We start from the raw sequence: 20,670 nt of genomic DNA, 5'->3' as shown, positions 1-20,670 counted from the left end.
TCATGGTGGCATGACCATATTACTGGGGATCCCTCAGCCCACAGGGAGAGGGAGAAAACCACCTCAACCCAGCAACGCGATTCCAGCCTCCGTCCTCAGCCAGCGCGGGGCTTTTAGCTGGTCGGCAAAATATCCAGTGAGTTCAAAGAGCAAATCCCCCATCACGCGTGCGGATCCGGGCGTGAGCGCGTCAGTCATCAACAGTTGGGTAATTTCCTCGCAGTAGCGGCAGAGCTGGTCGGATTCGGTGTTGAATACAGGCTCACGTTCGGGAAATCGATCGACGGTGAGACGTTCCTGTAAGTGCTCAAGGATAGGCTCCAGCAGCATTGGGCGGAGCAGGGCAAAAGTCGAGGCAAGACGACCGCAGAGGGCTATTTTTCTCGCGGGATTGGTCTCTTCTACCAGCGCTTCGCAATAGCGTTGGCAATTGTCGGCAAGATCGATGAAGTCGGTGTTGCAGTCGAAAGGGGTCGTGAAAAGTGCGTTACTGGTGGTCATATGACAGTTTCCATTAAGTGATTAAGACACTGCCAGAGAAATGCCAATTTCCCGGGTGGCAGGACTGAACGGAGTTGGCATTACCGGCCTTAATGGACACCGGCGCGTCTTGCGACGCCCCCGCCCAGCCCACCATTGGAATGTAGCCAGACGCACGGCGCAACAAGAGCTTACGCCGCCATTAAGTTTAACCGGGATGCCAATCCCGACGCCAGATTTTGCTGGCGTGGGAGGAACATACGCCCGAAAAGCCGTTAGAAAAAGTAGGGATGAAGGGATAAGTTACATTCTGCGAGGCTGCTTCAGAAAAAATGGAAAATGAGGAATGCGTTCAAGCCAAAAATGTTTCACCTGATGAGCCAATATTTTCCGCCGCACATAATACTGCCGGTTTATAAAATTAGGAATTTATAAAGGTCTATTTTATCAACATTGCGGTCAAAGTGGCGTATGGTATTTATTCTTAATAAGAATGGCTATGAAGGTGTGTATGGATACCGTCGAGGCGCTTAATGGAACCTACTTCTATAAAGGAATTTGCAACATATCGGCTGGTGAACTGTTTTTCTGGATTTTGTTAGATAAAATTGAAGAGCAGTTTGGCGGCATAGAGGATGCACTAACAATGAGTTGTATCATTTTAGGATTGCCGATATTAAAGACCAGAAATAAGCCCTACGGAACAACAGCAGGAACATCTATAGCATCAAAATATTTACGTCAATATCTCAATGTAGAGTTACCTGTAAGATTACCGACGTTAACTGAAGCGAGCATTGCCACTTTAAAACCTAAGTATGTGACAAATTTGGGGGCCTTTGTCGGGAGAGGCCTGCCAGTGATTGGCTGGACATTGGTAGCCAGCGATTTGGCTCAAATATGCTATAAGACACTTAAAATGTATAACACGATTGCTCATAAGAAAGACCGGATATGGTAACTGAACAAGAGGTTTTGGATTTTTTTCAGAATGAATTGCCCGTTATGGGTACATTTACCGGCAAGCTCATACCTTTGCAGTTAGATGATATTTTACAAGACTATGCAGAGGATGATGATTTAGCCATCTGTATGGATAAATTCAGCGAACGATTCAATATTGATATAACGCTGATGAATTACAATGCCTATTACCCATGGTTTCACACATGGTTTTTTCGAAAATGGTTTACGGATAAACCCGTAAAGCAAATTTCTAAGCCTTTAACGGTGAGGATGTTCGCCGAATCTGCGAAAGCGGGAAGATGGTTATATGATTAATAAGGAGGAAAATGATGGCTGTACCGGTCCATTTATGGCTAAAAGATGATGCAGGGAATCTGATTAAGGGGTCATCTGACGTAGAACATAGAGAAGGGAGTATTGAATTACGTGGTTTGACACATAATTTAAGTATCCCGGTTGATGGGACAACAGGAAGACTCACCGGAACACGTCAGCACGCTCCTTTCCTGTTTGAAAAAGAAATTGACAGCGCATCCCCCTATCTTTATCGGGCTGTTGCAACAGGGCAAACTCTCAAATCTGCAGAGGTAAAGTGGTACCACATTAATGATGCAGGGCAGGAAGTTGAATACTTCAATATTTTACTGGAAAGTGTAAAAGTTGTTTCTATTACGCCAATTATGCACGATACACGTAACTGTCCGGGAACAGGGCACATGGAAAGCATTCAACTGCGCTACGAGAAAATCACATGGCGTTATGTTGATGGAAATATTCAATACTCCGATGCCTGGAATGAGCGAGCTACGGTTTGAAGTGCAACAAACTGCCTCCGCTCTATAAATAGAGTGGAGGCATGCCCTGTTCATCCTGCAAAGATCACCGCTCCCTCAGCGCTTCCTTCGCCCGGTTAAACGGCTTAATCATATAATCCAGCACCGTTTTCTCTCCGGTTTTAATATCCACCGTCGCAATCATCCCCGGCACAATTGAGAAGTGCCTGCCTGCTTTATTCACCAGGTAATCCTGGCTGGTGCGGATAAACACCCGGTAATAGAACACTTCCGGCTTGGCTTCGTCCTGGATGGTGTCCGGGGAAATCGTCTCTACCACCCCGTGCAGCCCGCCGTAAATGGCGTAGTCGTAGGCGGTGATTTTGACCAGCGCTTCCTGGTTCGGATGGATAAAGGCGATATCGCGCGGCGAGAGGCGGGTTTCGATCAGCAGATGATCGTCCACCGGCACGATCTCCATCAGCTCGCCGTTGGGTGGGATCACGCCGCCGATGGTGGTGACCTTGATGTTTTTCACGATCCCGCGCACCGGCGATTTCACCGTCAGGCGCGTGACGGAATCCTGACGGCCTTTCAGGATCGCCGAGACCATATCCACCTCCGCGTTGGCTTTGGAGAGCGCCTCGCGCGCCTGAACATAATACTGCGAGCGCACGTCGGTGAGCTTCAGCTCCAGGTCACTTTTCTGCCGCTGCAGGCGCAGCACCTCTACGTGGCTGGCGGCCCCGGTTTTGACCAGCCGCTGGGTGATCGCCAGCTCCTTATTGGCGAGATCTAACGCGGCACGCAGCTCCCGCTGGGTATCCTCAAGCTGCGCGCGGCGGGAGTTATAGAGCCGCGTTTCGTCCGCAATCAGCTCCGGCCATTCCTTCAGCGAAGGGGGGAATTTAAGCGGCAGATCGTTCACCTCGGCATACAGGCGCGCGCTGGAGGCCAGCGAGGCGCGATAGCGTGCCGCGCTTTCGCCGACGTTTGATTCTGAACGCGTGGGATCAAGGCGCGCCAGCACTTGTCCGGCCTGTACCTGATCGCCCTCGTGGACGTTCAGCTCGGTGAGGATCCCCCCGTCCAGCGACTGTAAAACCTGCTCGCGCGAGCTGGGGATCACTTTGCCGGTACCGGTTGAGACCTCATCCAGCACGCCAAACCAGGCCCAGATCCCGAGGACGATAAACAGCAGCAGAGAGAGGATCACGATTCGTCGCGCGCCGGTGTAGCCGCTTTCAGAACCGAGCGCATTATCCAGATCGTCCATTGCCGCGGCATCACGCTGACTGATTTTCATTTTTCCACTCCCTTGCGGCGGCTGCCTGCTGTTGTTGCATGCGGCTGTTGTTCAGCGCCTGCGCTTTCGGGGCATCCATCACCAGCATGCCCTCCTTGAGCACCACCACCCGCTCGACCAGTTCCAGCACCGGCACGCGATGGGTGGCGACGATCAGCGTACGGTGGCCGAGCCAGGCGCTCAGACGCTGGATAAACTCCCGTTCGGTATGCTCATCCAGCGAGGCGGTGGGTTCGTCCATCAGGACGATATTCGGGTCGCGCAGCAGCATGCGCGCCAGCAGGATCGACTGCCGCTGGCCGCCGGAGAGCCCCACGCCGTTCTCCATGATCGGATAGTCCAGCCCCTTCGGCAGCTTCTGCACAAAGCTCGCCGCGCCGGTTAACTCCAGTGCGGCGAAAATCTCCTCGTCGGTGGCGCGCGGCATGCCGAGGGTGATGTTTTCCCGCAGGGTGCCGTAAAACAGCCGCGCGTTCTGGGTCATAAAGCCGACGTTGCGCCGGACGTCGGCGACGTCGAGGTGCGGCAGGCTGAGGTTGTCGAGCCGCAGCTCGCCGCCCGCCAGATCCATCCCGCCTGCCATCGCCTGCAGCAGGGTTGATTTGCCCGCGCCGTTACGCCCGAGGATCGCCACTTTCTCACCGGGCTTGATCTCCAGGCGGTTGATGCGCAGCGCCATGCGCGGATCCTCCGGGTGATAGCGAAACTGCGCCTGCTCGAACAGGTAGTGACCGCGCAGCACGTCCTGGCGGATCGGCGTCTCCTCGCGCTGGTTCTCGGTAGGTAACTGCATAATGCTGTCCAGCCCCTCTTTTGCCGCTTTCACCTGCTGCCAGCGGGCCAGCACGCCGCACAGCGTCGCCATGGGGGCGATCATGCGCGAGGCCAGCATCGAGGCGGCGACCACCGAACCGGTGGTCAGCGTGCCGTCGATCACCATCGGTGCGCCAACCACGATCACGGCGGCGTAAACCAGGCTCTGGATGGTCATCCCCCAGCTGATCAGATTCTGCGTCAGCTCGCGGGTACGCAGGCCAGATTCCGCGGTGATCTGGATATAGCTGTTCCACTGCTGCAAAAAGCGGTTTTCCGCCTGCATCAGCTTGATGTCCTCCAGCCCCTGCACGCTTTCTACCAGCACCGCGTTGCGCAGGGTCGATTCATGGGCGGATTGTTTCGCCAGCTCCGCCAGTTTCTTCTGCAGCAGCAGGCCGGGCAGAACCATGATCACCGCCGCCACCGGGGCGATCCACGCCAGCTGCGGGGCGATAATCGCCAGCACCACCACAAACAGTAAGAAGAAAGGCAGATCGACAATCGTCGAGATGGTGGAGGAGGTGACCATCTCGCGGATCTGCTCCAGCTCGCGCAGCTGGGAGATAAAGCTGCCGGTAGAGCGTGGGATCGCGCTGTTGCGTAGCCGCAGGGCGTGACCGAACACGCGATCCGAAACGCGCAGATCCGAGCGTTTACCCAGCAGATCCATAATGTGCCCGCGCGCCACGCGCAACACGAAGCCAAACAGGGTGGCGATCAGCACCCCGATGGTCAATACATACAGCGTCGGGTAGGACTGGGCGGGGATCACCCGGTCGTACACCTGCATGGAAAAGACAATCCCGGAGAGCGACAGCACGTTGATAAACAGCGCGGCGAGCATCACCCAGCTGTAGGGGCGCAGGTCGCGCATCCCCAGCCGGTAGAGCCAGTCCGGGCGGTATTTTGAGATATAGGCGTCCACGCGGCTGTCCTTCAGCGCTGCCAGCGGACGCAGGGCGATGACGTGGCGGATGGCGGGCAGCATCGCCGTCATCGACAAACGGTTGGTGTAGGTCTGGTCGTCAAAGAAGCTGACCTCCAGCGTATCGTCGCCGTCGAAATGTTCGATCACGCCAACCCTGCCGTCGTTTAGCGCCACCACCACCGGCAGACGCCAGCTGTTGATCGACTGCTGGCTGGCGGTAAGCAGCTGAAACGACAGCCCCGCCTCACGGGCGAGCTGGGTGAGGGCGGGCACCATCGGTTTGCCTTTCAGCCACGGTGCGCCTGCCAGCAGCGCGCCGGGAGAGCAGGCGACGCGGTAGCGCGTGGCAATAAAGCCAAAGGCCTGCGCCCACTGGGCCAGGGCATCATCCGTCATGGGCTCAGCTTGCGGCATATCACGCTCTTTCATGGCTGGATCTCCACGGTCTGGATGGTGCGGTTATCAAGATCGAACGCATGGCGCAGCTGCCCGGTGTTGTAGAGGCAGTTGAGCTGCAGCTGATGCAGCTGGCCAAGGGTCTGTTGCTGGGTGAAACGCGCCTGGTAGACCTCCTGCTCGGCGTTGAGCACATCGAGAAGCGGGCGTGAGCCAAGGTCAAGATACTGCTGCTGATACAGCTCGCGGGTGCGGGCGCTGAGCGCCTCCTGACGACCCTGGATCTGCAGGGTGCTGAGCAGGCTCATCACCTGACTGCGCGCCTCAAGCAGCTTCTGGCGAACCTCAAGGCGGGTGCGCTGAATGGTGGATTGCGCCGCTTCCACGGCGTGTCCGGCAGCGTTACGCCGGGCGGTGAGGCCGCCGCCCTGATAGAGCGGCATTTGCACTTTCACCCACGCGGAGTATTGCGTGCGATCCCGCGTTTCGTTACCCGCATAGCGGTCGTTGAGGTAGTGACGCACTTCCGGCTCCAGCGAGACGGTCGGGGTCATCTGGGCGTTGGCGTAATCAAGGTTGGCCTGCGCAACGTTCGCCTGCGCCCAGGCCGCTAACACCGCTGGCACCAGACGATCGTCCGGTTCGGCGATATCACAGCTGCGGGCCAGCTTTTGCGGAAAATCGTTGCCCACCTCGTTGAGGGTGTTCCAGCCGAGAAAACTCATCAGCGTGGCGCGGGCGCTGTCGAGGCTGGCCTGGTACTGCATGAGCTGGGCGCGGGCCCCTTCGATACGGGCATCGGTCTGCACCACGTCAGAGAGCGAGGTGGCCCCTTCGTCGTTACGCTGGCGGGTCAGCTTGCCAATGGAGGAGAGGGCGTCGAGCTGTTCTTTGGCGGTATCGACCATCTGCTGCCAGGTTTGCACTTCCACCATGGCGATGGCGGTATCGTGGGCGATGGTGTCGATGCTCACCAGCACGTTGGCCTGCTGCTGGGCAACCCCGGCGTTTTCGGCACGCACCTGGCTTGCCACCTTGCCAAAGTCGTACAGCATCTGGGAAAGAGAGAGCACCAGCGATGGCGTAAAGCCATTATCGTCGCCGTCATGGGTATAGCCATTGTCCATACCGGCGTTAATTTGCGGGTAGTATTTCGATTTGGCGACGTCCACCTCTTCACTCTGTTGGTAGAGTTTTCCTACCGCTTCACTGATGGCCGGGTGCCAGGTGACGGCGCGGTTGACGGCGTCGCCAAGCTGCAGCGTGCCGGGGGCGGCGTTGCCCGCCACAGGCGCCACGCGGCCATTCAGGGAGGGGAGTTCCTGCGTTTCGCGAAGTTGTCCGGTATTAATCATCGCCGCCGGATTAGCGGAGAGTGCGGGCACAGATATCAGGCAGCACGAGAGCCACCAGTAAGGCATCATCTTTCCCATGTCATGTCCCTAATAAAAAATAAGTACAGCTTTATTGTTTATGCCCGGGCGCAGTGCGCCCGGGTCAGGTACTACAGGTGCTATCAGGTCACGATGTGTTGCTGGTTAACTAACTCGTCGTAGGTGGTCTGGACGTTATCAAGCGTCACGAGCGTGGTATTGGTATAGGTGCTTCCTGTACCGTCACGGTCGATGGCGATCACGGTACTGCCATTGCTGTTCGTCACATGCAGGTAATTACCGAGCGTTGACGCACTGCCGTTCCAGCCCACCAGCAGATCGCCGATGTCAATTTTGTCTCCCTGGGCCAGCGAGAAGTTGGTCCAGTGATCGCCGGCGGTACTGCTGACGTTACCCGCGGTGGCGTTGCCTGCGGTGCTGTTCAGCACCTGATAAATCAGCGTATCGCCGTACGCGGTGCCGGTAATGACATCGTTATGCTCAGAACTGACGAACTGCGGCGCCATATTGATGGTCAGCGTGGCAGTGTCCGTATTGCCGTTGGCATCGGTGAGGGTGTAGTTGAAGACCTCCTTCGACGTGATGGTTGAGAGCGACACCCCGCTGTTGAGGGTGTAGGTGTAGTGGCCGTCTGCGCCAATCGACAGCGTGCCGTAATGACCCGTGACGTTGACCAGCGTGCTGCCGGTGTAAGGATCCAGCGTGGTGGTGGTGCCGTCGAAGCCGGTAATGGTCACGCGGGTATCGACCGACTGCAGTTGATCCATCGCTCCGGCGGAATCCGTACCGTCGAAGATATTGCCGTCAACGGTGTGGCCGCTGGTGGAGTCGAACTGGGTCAGCGAGTAGGTGGTACCGTTCACGCTCGGGGTGATGGTGATATTGCCCACGCTCAGCCCGGGTACGCTGCCGGTATAGCTCAGCGTATAGGTCCCGGCATTCAGATCCAGCCCGGTCAGGGGCACGTCGATACTGCCGCCCAGCAGCGAGCCGCCGCTGAAGGAGCCGGTGCGGATAACACCGTTGGCATCACTGATCGTCCAGTTCACCGTCAGCCCGCCCAGCGCCAGCAGCGACGCGACGTCAAAGTGCAGCGACGCGCTATGCAGGGCGGTGTTCGGATCCACCACAAAGGTCCCGCTTCCGCTGCCCGTGGTGGTACCTAGCAACGAGGTGGTCCAGCTGGCGCTGCCGACGGTGGTGTCAGAGTAAGCCGAGGTATGGTGTACCGACGTGACACTCATCTCGGTGCTGACATCGTTCACCGCATCCATTGCCCGCGCGGTTGGGGTAATGTTGAGCGAGCCCGTATCTTTCGCGCCGTTTGGTGCCGTAATGGTATAGACGAAGGTGTCCGGCGTGCTGATATGGTCCGCACCCACGCCGCTATTCAGGGTGTAGGTGTACTGGCCGGACGAATCAATGGTCAGCGTGCCGTATTCTCCCTGAATGTCGGTTGTTCCACTGCTGTTAACCGCCACACCGTTCACTTCCGTCACCACCGTGCCATCCGGCACCGGATCGTTCGCCAGCACATCCCCCGTGGTGCTCTCCCCGATGCTGGAGACGCTGTAGACATGATCCTGCAGCACGCTCAGGGTGTAGGCCGTCAGCGCGGTGATCCCTGCCGCCGTATTGAGCAGGAACAGATACTCCCCGGCAGGCAGGTTCAGCGTCAGCTGCGAGGAGGTGCCGCCCAGCAGCGGCGCACGCAGCCAGCCCGGCTCAACGCGCATCTGCTCGAAGGTCTGGGTCGCGTTGTTGAACTTATAGACGTACAGGTCGAACACCGATGCCAGGGCTACGCCCCCCACGGAGGCCTGAATCGTCATGGTGCGGGTTGTACCTTCCTCCACGGTGTAGATGATCGGGTTGGTCATATCGTCCAGCAGGTTCAGCCCCAGCGTGTTGCCGAGATTGATCCCCACCAGGGTAAAGCCGCTTTGCGACGATGTGCCGTTATCGATGGCCTGGACGGTGGTGTCGAAGGTCAGGGAAGCCGCGTCGTCTACGGCGACAATGCCATTCGCCACGCTGCCCGAACCGAGCGACAGCACGAGATTTGCCGACGCGCTGACACCGTTATGGGTAATGGTGTAGGTGAAGCTCTCCGTGCGGCCAATCACCGCGGCACTGGTGTCGGTGAGGTTGTAGGTGTAGCTGCCGTCGCGGTTAATGGTCAGCGTACCGTACTGCCCCTGAATCACCGTGCCGTCGGCGTTAACGCTGGTGGTGACCCCCAGCGCGTTGGTCACGGCGGAGACGGTCGTACCTGCCGGGGCGTTATCGCTGCCTGCGGTAGGATCGGTATCCAGGATCACGTTACCGTCCAGGCTGGTGTCGCCCGTTACGGTCCCGGCGCTGGTCTCTTTCACCGCCACATCCAGACTAGTGTACGAGCCGGTTGCCAGCAGGTTGGTATTGTAGCTCAGCACGCGATACTGGCCATCAGCGAGCCCGGTCAGGTTCAGCGACACGCCGGTGGCCCCAAGGGTCAGCAGGTCGGCGAACTGCGGTTGTCCGGTATCCACGACGGTGGTCCAGGTGTTGTTGACGGTATCGAAACGCTGCACCACCAGCTCCAGGGTGTTGAGCAGCGAAAGTACCGCCCCCGTGGCGTTGGCATTGACCACAATATCCGCACTGCCGCCGCTGCCCACGTTGAACTCAACCTGGGCTGTATCGTTGCCCAGCAGGGTCAGCACGTTGCCTACGGCACCCACCAGCAGGAAGCCATAGTCGCTGTACTGGCTGTTGGTGACGGTGGCGGTGGTACTGAGATCCAGCTCTTCAACGTTATTGCTGGCAGAGAGCGGCACCACCGGCGCAAGGACCGAGCCCGGCTGCGAGGTGTTACCCGCCGCATCGGTGGCCGTGATCTGCAGCGTCTGGCCTTCGGTCTGCTTGTTGAGGAAGGTGTAGCTGTAGGCGCCATTGCTGTCTGCGGTGGTGGTCACCGTTGAGCCGTCCGCGAGGCGGATGGTGACGGTGCTGCCCGCTTCCGCCGTACCGGTCAATACGCTGCCGTCAGCGTTAAAGGTCCCGGCAGGCGCGTTTGGCGCCGTCACGTCGACGATAACGGTTGTCGAGAGCGAGATCGGGCTGGTGCCGGCTGAGTTGGTTGCCGTGGCGGTAAAGGCGTGTGATCCCTCGCTTAATGCCGGGGTCGTAAAACTCCAGTTACCGCTGGCATCCGCCACTACCGTACCCATCGACACGCCGTTGTTATACAGCGTGACGGTGGCGTTCGGCTGTGCGGTGCCGCTCAGGGTTGGCGTGGTGTCATCGGTGGTTTTACCGTTGGTCAGCCCTCCGGTAACGCTACCGACGTTATCGTCAATGTTGGCGATAACCGGTGCATTTGGAATGTTGGTTGATGGCGCAACCACCGAGGCGCTGACGCCAGCGTTACCGGCTTTATCGGTCGCATAGACCAGCAGCGCTTCACCGTTGGTCTGCGCCGTGGTGAGGGTAGCGCTAAAGTTGCCGTTACCGTCTGCCGTCGCGGTACCGAGCACCGTGCCGTTACCGCTGGTGATGGTGACGGTGCTGCCCGCTTCCGCGGTACCGGTGACCTGGGTTCCGTTAGCGATCACCTGCAGGCTGGTCGGTGCGCCCGGTGCCGTCAGGTCCACCAGGATTGTGGTCACGGTTGATGGCGCGCTGGTATTGCCCGCGGCATCGGTGGCGGTGGCGGTGAAGCTGTGCGAACCTTCCGTCAGCGTGGTGGTGGTCTGCGCCAGCGTCCAGTTGCCGTTGGCATCGGCGGTGACCGTGCCAACCAGCGTGCTACCGTCGTAGATACGCACCGTCGCATTGGCTTCGGCGGTACCGCTCAACGCTGGTCGGGTGTCGTTGGTCGGGTTATTGCCCGTCACCGGCCCGGTAACGCTGCCCACGTCGTCTACAATCGCGCTGATAACCGGTGCGGCTGGCGCGGTGGCATCCACGTTGATCACATACCCGCTGGTGGGTGCGCTGGCGTTGCCCGCCGCATCGGTGGCGGTAAACGTCAGGCTGTGCTGACCATCGCTGAGCGCCGGGGATGGCGTAAAGCTCCAGTTACCGCCGGTGGCGACAACGCTGCCAATCTGCACGCCGTTATCGAAGATTTTCACCGTCGCGCCCGCTTCCGCCGTGCCGGTGAGGGTTGGCTGCGCGTCGTTGGTCAATCCGCCATTGGCGACAGGCGTGGCGGCATTCCCGACGTCATCCACAATGCTGCTCAGCACCGGCTGCGCAGGCGGCGTGGTGTCGATGGTCAGGTTGAAGGTCGCTGACGGCGCGCTGGTGTTACCTGCCGCATCCGTCGCCTGAGCCGTAAAACTATGTGGACCGGTTGCCAGCGTAGTGGTCAGCAGAATGCTCCAGTTTCCGCTGGCATCCGCGGTACCGGTGCCCACCAGCGTCGTACCTTCATAAATGTTCACCGTGGCAAACGGCTCGCTGGTACCGACGAGACGCGGAATGGTGTCGTCGGTGCTTTGTCCGGAGCTGACAGGGCCGGTGATCGTGCCCACGTCATCAACCGCCTGGCTGATAACCGGCGCGTTAGGCGCGGTGGTATCCACCACCAGCGTAAAGTCAGGCGATGCGGGGCTGACGTTGCCCGCCGCATCGGTGGCCGTGACGGACCAGGTGTGGCTACCATTCGCCAGCGCTGTGGACGGGGTAAAGCTCCACGCGCCGCTGCCGTCAGCCTGGGCGGTGCCGACCTGCTGCCCGTCCTGATAGACAGTGATGGTCGCGTTGGCCGCGGCTGTGCCGCTAAGGGTTGGGGTGGTGTCGTCCGTGCTCTGCCCGGAGGAGAGCGGTGTCTGAACGCTGCCCACGTTATCGCTCGCGGTCAAAATGGACGGCGCTGTCGGTGCGGAGGTATCCACCGTCAGGTTAATCGGTGCCGACGTGCTGCCGGTATTGCCTGCCGCATCGGTGGTGTTGAAGGTGATGGCATGTGGCCCTTCGGTGAGCGCGGTACCCGGGGTGAAGGTCCAGTTCCCCTGAGCATTGACGACCGCGGTGCCAATCTCGCTGCCATCAACAATGATGTGCACCGTTGAACCGACTTCGCCCGTGCCGTTGAAGGTGGGTTTTGTGTCGTTGGTGCTGTTGCCGCTGGTGAGCGTCCCGGTGACCGGACCGACATCGTCAATCACACTGGTAACCACCGGCGCGGAAGGACCTGCGGTATCAACCGTGAAGACGAAGACCGGCGAGTTGGCTGAGACGTTACCGGCGGCATCGCTGGCGTTGATGCGAATGTTATAGCTGCCATCTCCCAGCGCCGGATTAGGGGTAAAGCTCCAGTTGCCGTTGCTGTCTACCGGTGCGGTACCGATCTCCACGCCATTGTTCAGGATGTGGATGGTACTGCCGACAGCGCCTGTCCCGCTGAGCGTTGGCGTGGTGTCATTGGTGACCTGGCCGGTGGTGAGATTACCGACAATCCCGCCCGCCACGTTGTCGCTGACGGTTTCCAGCACGGGGACCGTTGGCGCCGTCAGGTCAACCACCACGCTCCAGGCGTTTGACGACAGGCTAACGTTACCCTGCGGATCGGTGGCCTTGACGGTGAAGCTGTGCGCCCCTTCGACGAGGGCGGTCTCAGGCGTAAAGCTCCACGCGCCGGTACCGTCCGCCGTGACGATGCCAATCTGCGTATTGCCATCAAAGATCGTCACCACGCTGTTCGCTTCCGCCGTACCGGAGAGGGTAGGCGTTGCGTCGTTGGTGGTATTGCCGCTGACCACGGTCGTGGCGGTGTTGCCGACATCATCGGTGACGTTAACAATCACCGGGGTGGTGGAGCTGGTGTCAACCACGATGGTGAAGCCTGCCGATGGCGCACTCTGGTTGCCCGCCGGATCGGTTTCACGGATGGTCAGGACGTTATTGCCCTCCGCCAGCGCGGATGGCGTGAAGCTCCAGTTACCCGTCTGGCCGACCACGGTGGTGCCCAGCAGGGTGCCGTTGCTGTAAATGGATATGGTATCGCCCGCCGTGCCGCTACCGGTCAGGGTTGGGCGGTTGTCATTGGTGGTCTGCCCGTCCGTGAGTGGACCGGTGCCCGGGCCGACATCATCAATAACCGCGCCAATGGCAGGCGCGTCAGGGGCGGTGAGATCAACAGTGACGGTCGCCACCGGCGAACGTCCGCTGGTTTCGCCATTCAGCGTGGCGGTGACCTCAAAGGTGTGCGCTCCTTCACCCAGCGGCAGAGCTGGCGTATAGCTCCAGTTGCCGTTTGCATCGGCGGTCACGGTTGGCAGCAGAACCTGCACGCCATCCTGATAGACAGTGATTATGCTGCCTGGCTCTGCTGTCCCGACAAGGGTCGGCGTGGTGTCGTTGGTGGTTTTGTCTTTCACATCGCCCGTAACCGGGGCCGTATCGTCGTTGATGACCGTAATGACGGGCACGTCCGGGAGATTCGGCAGCGTACCAGTGACGGTATAGGAGGCTTCAGGGCTGAGATTCCCTGCAGCATCCGTGGCGGTGATGGTCAGCGCTGCGCCGTCCTGCTGGGCCGGGCTGAGCGCCACGGAGAAGTTGCCGCCTGAGACTACCCCGGTACCGATCACGTTACCGCTGGCGTCTGTAACGATAATGGTGGTGCCCTCTTCGCCGGTACCGGTCAGCGGCGTACCCTGTGCGGCCACGCTGATATTGTCCGGCGCTGCCGGAAGCACGGTATCCACCGTAACGGCAAGCGGCGCAGAGTCTCCGGAAGCGTTACCCGCCGGGTCGACTGACGAGACGGTGAAGCTGTGTGGGCCTTCCGGCAGTGTGGTGTCGGCGGTCCAGCTCCAGGTACCGTCCGGCTGGACGGTGACCTGGACTGTGGATGGCGTACCGTCCACGCTGACAATCACGGTGGAGCCCGGCTCGCCGGTGCCGTTGAGTGTTGGCGTACCGTCGCGGGTATAGAGCGTCCCGTTGGTGAGCTGGCTGTCTTCAACGCTGTTGATTAGCGGGATCTCAGGTGCAGTGGTATCGACGGTGACGGTAAAGACCGGGCTGAGTGCGCTGACGTTACCCGCAGCGTCGACTGCCGCAACGGTGATGTTCAGCGGGCCATCCGTCTGCGTGGGCAGGGTGAATGACCATTCGCCGTTAGCCACAACCACGCGTCCAAGCTCGACGCCATTGTTGTAGACGATTACCGTTTCACCCGTCACACCGGTTCCACCGACGGTTGGCGTGGTATCCGTAGTAACACCGCCATTCGGCTCACCGGCGATGGCGCCAATCACCGGGGTATCCGGTGCGAGGGTATCGACGGTGATGGTGATCCCCGTAGAAGGGTCAGAGACGTTACCCGCCTCGTCGGTGGCGGTAGCGGTAAATTCGTGGCTGCCCTCGTCAATAGCGCTTTCAGGACGCCAGCTCCAGTTGCCGTTGCCGTCTACCGTGACGGTACCCACGGCGGTTGGCGTGCCGCCATCAACGCTGTCGTAAATGGTAATCACATCGTTTGGCGTACCGGTGCCACTCAGTACCGGACGCGGATCGTTGATGGTTTCGCCATCGGCAACCGGGCCGGTTATCTGGCTGACGCTGTCGGTAATGACCGGGACCGCGGGCGCGGCCGGCGCGTCGGTGTCGATGGTGATAGTCACCGGCTGGGACGGGGCGCTTTCGTTGCCCGCGCCGTCCTTGTTGGTGACGGTCAGGGTAATGTCATAGGTGCCGTTGGGCAGGTCGGTGGATGGCGTCCAGCTCCAGTTGCCGTCGCCGTCCACCACGGCGTCACCGATTTTGTCTGTGCCGTTGTAAATCGTCACCGTATCGCCCGGATTACCGGTACCGCTCAGCGTCGGCGTGGTATCACGGGTGGTTTCCCCCGGGTTCAGCGACGTGGGTGCTGAGCCATCCGGGTTAACGGTGATGGCTGGCGTTTCCGGTGTGGCCGGTGCGACGGTATCAATCACCAGCTCGAACGGATCCGAAATCGAGGTATTCCCGGCGGCATCTGTGGCATGGATCGTCAGCGAATGCGGGCCGTCGGTGAGCGGCGTGGTAGGGGTAAAGCTCCAGCCGCCGCTGCCGTCGAGCGTTGCGGTACCGAGCAGCGTGGTGCCGTCATACACGGTGATGACCGTGCCGTCCGGGGCGCTCCCCTGAAGTAACGGCTGGGTGTCATCCGTGGTATCGCCGCTGCTGAGCGGGCCTTTAACGTCTCCGGCGTCGTCGGTGACGGTTGCCAGCGTCGCGACCGGCGGTGGGGTGGTATCAACGGTAAAAGTAAATCCACCGGATACCGGGCTGGTGTTACCGGCGACGTCGGTGGCGATCGCGGTCAGGGTATGCGTGCCGTCGCCAACCGGCGTGGTGGGCGTAAAGGTCCACGCGCCGCTGCTACCGACCACCGCGGTGCCAATATCGACGCCATCCAGACGGATGGTGATCGTTGAGCCGGGTTCACCGGTACCGTTGAGCGTCGGCGTTGCGTCATTGGTGGTGTCGTTGGCACCCACCGGGCCGGTGCCCCCAGGGACATTATCGACAAGCTGGGTGATGGCGGGCGCATCAGGCGCCGTTCCGTCAATGGTAATGGTCCAGGCGTTTGAAACGTTACCGTTGCTTGATGTCGCCGTCAGTACGTGGGCACCTTCGGCCAGCGGGGTGGATGGCGTAAAGGTCCACTGGCCAGATGATGGAACAACGACCGTGCCGAGGACGTCGCCGCCGCTATGGATGGTGATGGTCGAGCCTGGCTCCGCCGTGCCGTTCAGGGTAGGGGTGCGGTCATTGGTGATCCCATTCTGGCTGATGGGGCCTGTGACGCCGGGTTGATCATCCACCACAGAGAGGATATCGGGTGTCGTGTCCGGTGCGGTGAGGGACGCCGCCGGACTCTGGTTGCCCGCCGCGTCAGTGGCTACCACAGAAAGCTGCTCGCCGTTTGTTTGTGCAGGCGAAAGGGTCGCAACAAAGTTACCGTTGCCGTCAGTGGTGGCGCGGCCAATCACGTCGCCGTTGCTGTTGGTGATGACGATTTTGCTGCCTGGCTCGGCGGTGCCGGTAACCTGGGTTCCCACCGGGTTAATGGCAATAACGGGCAGCGCCGGTGGCGTGGTATCGACGGTAAAGTTCACCGGCTGCGACTCTGCGCTCTGGTTGCCCGCCGCATCGGTTTGTTTAATGGTGATCGAGTGCGGGCCTTCCGCGAGCGGGTTGTCTGGCCTGAGACTCCAGGTGCCGTTTGGCAGCACGGTGGTTTGCCCAATCAGCACACCTTTGTCATAGACCAGGATTGTGCCGCCAGGCTCTCCCCGTCCCGCCAGCAGTGGTTCAGAGGAGTCGGTGAACTGGCCTGCGGTAATTGCGCCTTTAATGGCCCCGGTCTCATCGCTCAGTACAATCGCCGTTGGCGTTGCCGGAGGGGTGAGATCCACGGTGAGGGTGAATACCGGAGAGGCGGGTCCGGTGTTGCCAGCGGCATCGGTTGCCCGGACGGTGAACTGGTGGGTGCTTTCACCCAGATTGACCGATGGCGTGAAGGTCCACGTGCCGTTGCTGCCGGTGACCGCCGTGCCAATAGCGACAGAGCCGTCATAGATGGTTACGGTGGAGCCTGGTTCGGCGGTGCCCGAGAGCTGAGGACGCGGATCGTTAGTGCTGCCTCCGCTGCTTACCGTTCCTTTGCCGGGATCAATATCGTCCGTTGCGCTGCTAATGGTGGGCGCGCCGGGCGCAACCGTATCGACAACAAAACTGACGGCAGCGGATGCCGGGCTGGTATTGCCTGCCGCATCGGTTGCGGTTGTGGTAATGGTGTGGCTGCCGTTGGCGAGATCGGTGGTGGGGGTAAAGCTCCAGCTACCTTTAGCATCCACCGTGGTGGTGCCAATCTGCTTGCCATTATCGTAGAGAGTGATGGTGCTGCCTGGCTCGCCGATACCGCTGAAGGTCGGGCGGGCATCATCGGTGCGCTGGCCGTTTTCCAGCGGTCCCGCTTTGTCGCCGGCATCGTCATTTACCAGCAGAATGTCCGGGGCATCCGGCGCGGTGGTGTCCGGGGCGGTTATGGTCGTGCCCGGGCTGGTATTCCCGGAGGAATCCGTCGCGGTGGCGGTAATTTGTTCGCCGTTAGTCAGCGGCGTCCCCAGGTCGATGGTGAATTTACCGTCGCTGCCGGTTTTACCGGTGCCGATGACGTTGCCGTCGGCGTCTTTCAGCGTGATGGTACTGCCCGGTTCGGCGGTACCGGAGACGGTTTTACCATCCGGCGAGAACTGCAGGCCGGACGGCGCATTCGGCGGAGTGGTATCTGGATCGGAAGGGTTTGTCGGCGTGCCGGGGTTGCTGCCGTTGTCATCATCGTCATCCCCACCGCCGCCACCGCCGGTGCTTGCCGCCGCCGCGATGCCACCCGCGGCGACAATGCCACCCAGTACCCATGGCCAGATGGCCGCGCCGCCTGCATCACTTCCGGATGCGGCAAGCAGGACGTCAGTGGAGGCAATAGATTCATAGGTGGCCGCCCCGGCGGGGTCCTGAATCCACCACAGCGCTCCCTCACTGTCCTGCAGTACCAGCTGGCTCGCCCCTTGCGCATCGGTGACGAAGAAATTTTTAACGGTAATCACCTCGCCGGAGTGTAGCGTGATCACCAGATCGTTACCGTTGCGGGCGAAGTCAGCGACATTGGCTCGCTCTACCTTAAGCTCAACGATAGAGGAATGGCTCAGCGTAACCTGAGTGCCTTCCGTGGTGGTTTCCACACCCGTAAGTTTCGATATAACAGAGATTTGGCTCATTTAGTGAGTACTCCAGCAGAGTTATCGTTAACGGCGAGCAAGATGAGCCATCTCTGTTAAGGGTAAAGCGCGCCCCCGGCGGAGTAACTGTTATTTAAAACAGCGCTCACCGTATTTATTTTCAGCGCGAACGATGCCCGCCAGAATGCAGAGTGGCAACATCAGAGCGAATCTATTTATTTGAGAAAAACTATCAACAATGTGATTTTGTCTTTTATATAACCTTGTATTTAATAGAGGAATTAATCCGGGACGGTATGAAAATGATATAGTCAGAAAAGTCTGGATATGCAAATTAAGCTTTAGTAAACATGGCGCAAGGATGTGAAGAGGGCATTACTTTATAGATTTTGTTTATAATTTAAAGTTTGTAAGTCATTGATTATTTGCGATTAATTCATTTTTGATGAGTCGGTTTTTTATGCGTTTTCGCCGCGGGAAAATAATTGGTAGGTGATAACTTTAATCGTATTCTGACATTGATTGTTTATGGTTGCTTAATTGCGGTTTAAGATAGGGTAATGTTTTTGATGTAAGATATATTATATTTATTCGCATTTTAAAAATATTCTTTTACAGGGTTAAATTTTCTGCTAGCAGGCGATATTTAATAGAATGGTGAGGGGGTAAAATACGCCTGACTTTATTTGAAGCAATAAAAAAGGCCGCGCAGGCGGCCTTTTTATCTGTGTTACGGTTACTCAGTGACTTTCTTTTCCAGCTCGCTGGCACCTTCTTTGGTTTTGTTCCAGCCTTTCTCAGCACCTTCTTTGGTGGCGTCCCAACCCTTCTCGGTGCCTTCTTTGGTTTTGTGCCAGACTTTCTGTGAGTCTTCGCTGACCTTGCTGCCAAAGCTTTCGCTTTTACCTTCTGCAGCATGTTTCTGTTTCAGCTTCAGCTCTTCACCTTTGTTCTGCTCTTCGTGCAGTTTTTGCTTCGCTTCGTTGGCGTTAGCGTTCGCCGCGGCGACGGTATCATCAGTTGCATGTGTGGTCGCAGCAAATACTGGAGAAGCCAGCAGAATGGCAGACAATGCGATAATTGTTTTTTTCATAATATCCTCATTTACGTTATCGGTTATGAGCGTGATTCAGCATGTCACAGACAAAGCGAAGCGGCTTTAGGAAAAAACTGTAAAAGGGTGGAGGCCATGACGGCGCTATTTCATGCGAAAGGCTAACCGAACGTGAGATATCCAATCTCAGCCAGTGCTGCCAGCGTCAGTAGAATAAAAAATACTATGGTGAAGGGTCTGTACATCGCTCTCTCCTTGTTTGCGCAAATATCATCCATGTTTTCCTGGTATGCTCCCGCCCGATGTTATTAGGGGCGACGTTATTATCTCCGGGGCAGCGAAAATAATCATGGATGCCGCTCACAAGTTGTGAGACGGCATTTTATTAGTCACCGTAATTAAATATTTTCCAGGTCGATACCGCGCGTGTTGGGACCAAAAATACCAATGGTGAGCATAACAATCAGCATACTGATCACAATAAAGGCAATGACCGCCGTTGAGCCGCTATATTGCAATATCAGACCGATAATTATACTGCTGAAGACGGTGGATAAACGGCTAAAGGAGTAACAAAAGCCGACCGCTCGCGCCCGGATACGGGTGGGGAAAATCTCTGACTGATAGGAGTGGTAACTGTAAGTCAGCCAGGCATTGGACCAGGTAATAAAAAAGCCGCAGGTAATGAGCAGCAGTGGGTTGCTCTGAAACGCAAACAGCGAACCAAAGATGACCGTGGTCAGACAGGACAACACGATTTGCCATTTATTTTCCATCCGATCGGCATAGCGGCTGCAGATAAGCGCGCCAAGAGGATAGGCCAGCGTGATGAAAAAGGCGTATAACAAACTGTGCGTGACGGATGTCCCGCTGCCGGACAGCAGGGCGGGCAGCCAGTTTCCGAAGCCAAAAAAGCCAATCGCCTGAAAGATATTCATCACCACCAGCATCGCAACCCGGCCACGGTAGCGCGGAGACCAGATATCTTTAAACCTGCCCTTGAGTGAAACCTGTTCGTTGTGCTGCCCGGCGCGGAGAGGGAAATCCGTCTGTTCGCCGCTGCCGCAGCGCTTTTCCATCTCCTGCATGACGGTTCTCACCTCGAGAAAACGCTTTTGCTGCAGCAGCCAGCGCGGAGATTCCGGCAGCCCCTTGCGTACCAGCCAGATAATGATGGACGCCAGCGCGCCAGCGATCACCACGAACCGCCATCCGCTCAAGCCAAACCACATCTGCGGCACCAGCCACCATGACATCAGCGCGACGGCAGGAACCGAGAGAAACTGAATGAAAAAGGCGAAAGCAAAGGCGCGGGTGCGAAGGTGAGCAGGTACCCACTCTGTCAGATAGGTATCAATGGTGACCAGTTCAACGCCGAGGCCGATGCCTACCATAAAACGAAAAAAGATCACCCATTCTGCCTGATGCTGAAACGCCATGACGAGGGAGAACAGCCCGTACCAGAGCAGGGCATACATAAAGGTCGCGCGTCGGCCTATGCGATCAGCATAGGGGCTGAGCAGGCTGGCACCGATAAAAAGCCCCAGAAAGGTCGCGGACGCAAACGCGGCCTGGTCGGCCATACCGAACACGCCCTGCTGGCCGGTGTGGAAGATGCCATCAGCAATGAGACCGGCGCTGATGTAGCCTGTCTGAAACAGATCGTAAAGCTCAAAAAAACCGCCAAGGGACAGCAAGGCGATGAATCGCCAAAGTCCGGCGGAAACCGGTAAGGCATCGATCCTTGCCGCAAGATCGTCCTCGCGGATGGGGTTTTGTGCCCCCCACTGTGTTCCTGAAACTATGCATTCACTCACGGTTAACCCTCTCGTA

Annotated in this window: 10 protein-coding genes; 3 read left to right on the top strand and 7 right to left on the bottom strand. The window is 58.4% G+C overall.

Going from position 1 to position 20,670, the window contains the following annotated elements:
• Positions 1-63: 63 nt before the first annotated feature.
• Entirely contained in the window at positions 64-501 is a 438-nt protein-coding gene (locus AK59_RS0104060; RefSeq protein ID WP_029882111.1) for a hypothetical protein, read from the bottom strand.
• 490 nt (positions 502-991) lie between these two features.
• Between AK59_RS0104060 and AK59_RS0104055 the strand changes: the two genes are divergently transcribed.
• The 3 genes from AK59_RS0104055 to AK59_RS0104045 are packed head-to-tail and all read left to right on the top strand — an operon-like array spanning position 992 to position 2,261.
• Positions 992-1,441, top strand: coding sequence for an STM2901 family protein (locus tag AK59_RS0104055; RefSeq protein WP_029882110.1), 450 nt, complete (start codon positions 992-994; stop codon positions 1,439-1,441).
• Positions 1,435-1,761 carry a DUF1493 family protein gene (locus AK59_RS0104050; protein WP_029882109.1) on the top strand — a complete coding sequence of 109 codons (327 nt, stop codon included), beginning with the start codon at positions 1,435-1,437 and terminating at the stop codon, positions 1,759-1,761. The genes AK59_RS0104055 and AK59_RS0104050 overlap by 7 nt, the downstream gene beginning before the upstream one ends.
• A gap of 14 nt (positions 1,762-1,775) precedes the next feature.
• Positions 1,776-2,261, top strand: a complete 486-nt coding sequence (locus AK59_RS0104045) for an Hcp family type VI secretion system effector (RefSeq protein WP_029882108.1) — start codon at positions 1,776-1,778, stop codon at positions 2,259-2,261.
• Positions 2,262-2,325: 64 nt separating this feature from the next.
• Here AK59_RS0104045 and AK59_RS0104040 read toward each other — a convergent pair whose 3' ends face one another.
• The 6 genes from AK59_RS0104040 to AK59_RS0104010 all read right to left on the bottom strand — a co-directional run bounded on the left by AK59_RS0104040 (position 2,326) and on the right by AK59_RS0104010 (position 20,642).
• Entirely contained in the window at positions 2,326-3,495 is a 1,170-nt protein-coding gene (locus tag AK59_RS0104040; protein WP_086528237.1) for an HlyD family efflux transporter periplasmic adaptor subunit, read from the bottom strand.
• Between the two features lie 10 nt (positions 3,496-3,505).
• Complete coding sequence (locus AK59_RS0104035; protein WP_029882106.1) at positions 3,506-5,698, bottom strand: type I secretion system permease/ATPase; 2,193 nt, start codon at positions 5,696-5,698, stop codon at positions 3,506-3,508.
• Positions 5,695-7,098: a TolC family outer membrane protein gene (locus tag AK59_RS0104030; protein ID WP_013098387.1), complete on the bottom strand. Its 1,404-nt coding sequence runs from the start codon at positions 7,096-7,098 to the stop codon at positions 5,695-5,697. The genes AK59_RS0104035 and AK59_RS0104030 overlap by 4 nt, the downstream gene beginning before the upstream one ends.
• A gap of 83 nt (positions 7,099-7,181) precedes the next feature.
• Positions 7,182-17,822 (bottom strand): BapA/Bap/LapF family large adhesin, encoded by a 10,641-nt coding sequence (locus tag AK59_RS0104025; protein WP_029882105.1) that lies wholly within the window; start codon positions 17,820-17,822, stop codon positions 7,182-7,184.
• Positions 17,823-18,519: 697 nt separating this feature from the next.
• A complete protein-coding gene (locus AK59_RS0104020; RefSeq protein WP_013098385.1) occupies positions 18,520-18,876 on the bottom strand; it encodes a hypothetical protein in 357 nt (118 codons plus the stop codon).
• Positions 18,877-19,235: 359 nt separating this feature from the next.
• Positions 19,236-20,642, bottom strand: coding sequence for an MFS transporter (locus AK59_RS0104010; RefSeq protein ID WP_081852439.1), 1,407 nt, complete (start codon positions 20,640-20,642; stop codon positions 19,236-19,238).
• Positions 20,643-20,670: the final 28 nt, after the last annotated feature.

The organism is Enterobacter sp. T1-1, from assembly GCF_000710795.1.
In the GTDB taxonomy this organism is placed as follows: domain Bacteria; phylum Pseudomonadota; class Gammaproteobacteria; order Enterobacterales; family Enterobacteriaceae; genus Enterobacter; species Enterobacter cloacae.
Note: the sequence above shows the minus strand (reverse complement) of the source record. Positions and strands in the feature narration are given on the sequence as shown.

Coding starts and splice junctions, on each gene's coding strand:
- AK59_RS0104060 (WP_029882111.1), bottom strand. CDS start 501: ATGACCACCAGTAACGCACTTTTCACGACCCCTTTCGACTGCAACACC.
- AK59_RS0104055 (WP_029882110.1), top strand. CDS start 992: ATGGATACCGTCGAGGCGCTTAATGGAACCTACTTCTATAAAGGAATT.
- AK59_RS0104050 (WP_029882109.1), top strand. CDS start 1,435: ATGGTAACTGAACAAGAGGTTTTGGATTTTTTTCAGAATGAATTGCCC.
- AK59_RS0104045 (WP_029882108.1), top strand. CDS start 1,776: ATGGCTGTACCGGTCCATTTATGGCTAAAAGATGATGCAGGGAATCTG.
- AK59_RS0104040 (WP_086528237.1), bottom strand. CDS start 3,495: ATGGACGATCTGGATAATGCGCTCGGTTCTGAAAGCGGCTACACCGGC.
- AK59_RS0104035 (WP_029882106.1), bottom strand. CDS start 5,698: ATGAAAGAGCGTGATATGCCGCAAGCTGAGCCCATGACGGATGATGCC.
- AK59_RS0104030 (WP_013098387.1), bottom strand. CDS start 7,098: ATGGGAAAGATGATGCCTTACTGGTGGCTCTCGTGCTGCCTGATATCT.
- AK59_RS0104025 (WP_029882105.1), bottom strand. CDS start 17,822: ATGAGCCAAATCTCTGTTATATCGAAACTTACGGGTGTGGAAACCACC.
- AK59_RS0104020 (WP_013098385.1), bottom strand. CDS start 18,876: ATGAAAAAAACAATTATCGCATTGTCTGCCATTCTGCTGGCTTCTCCA.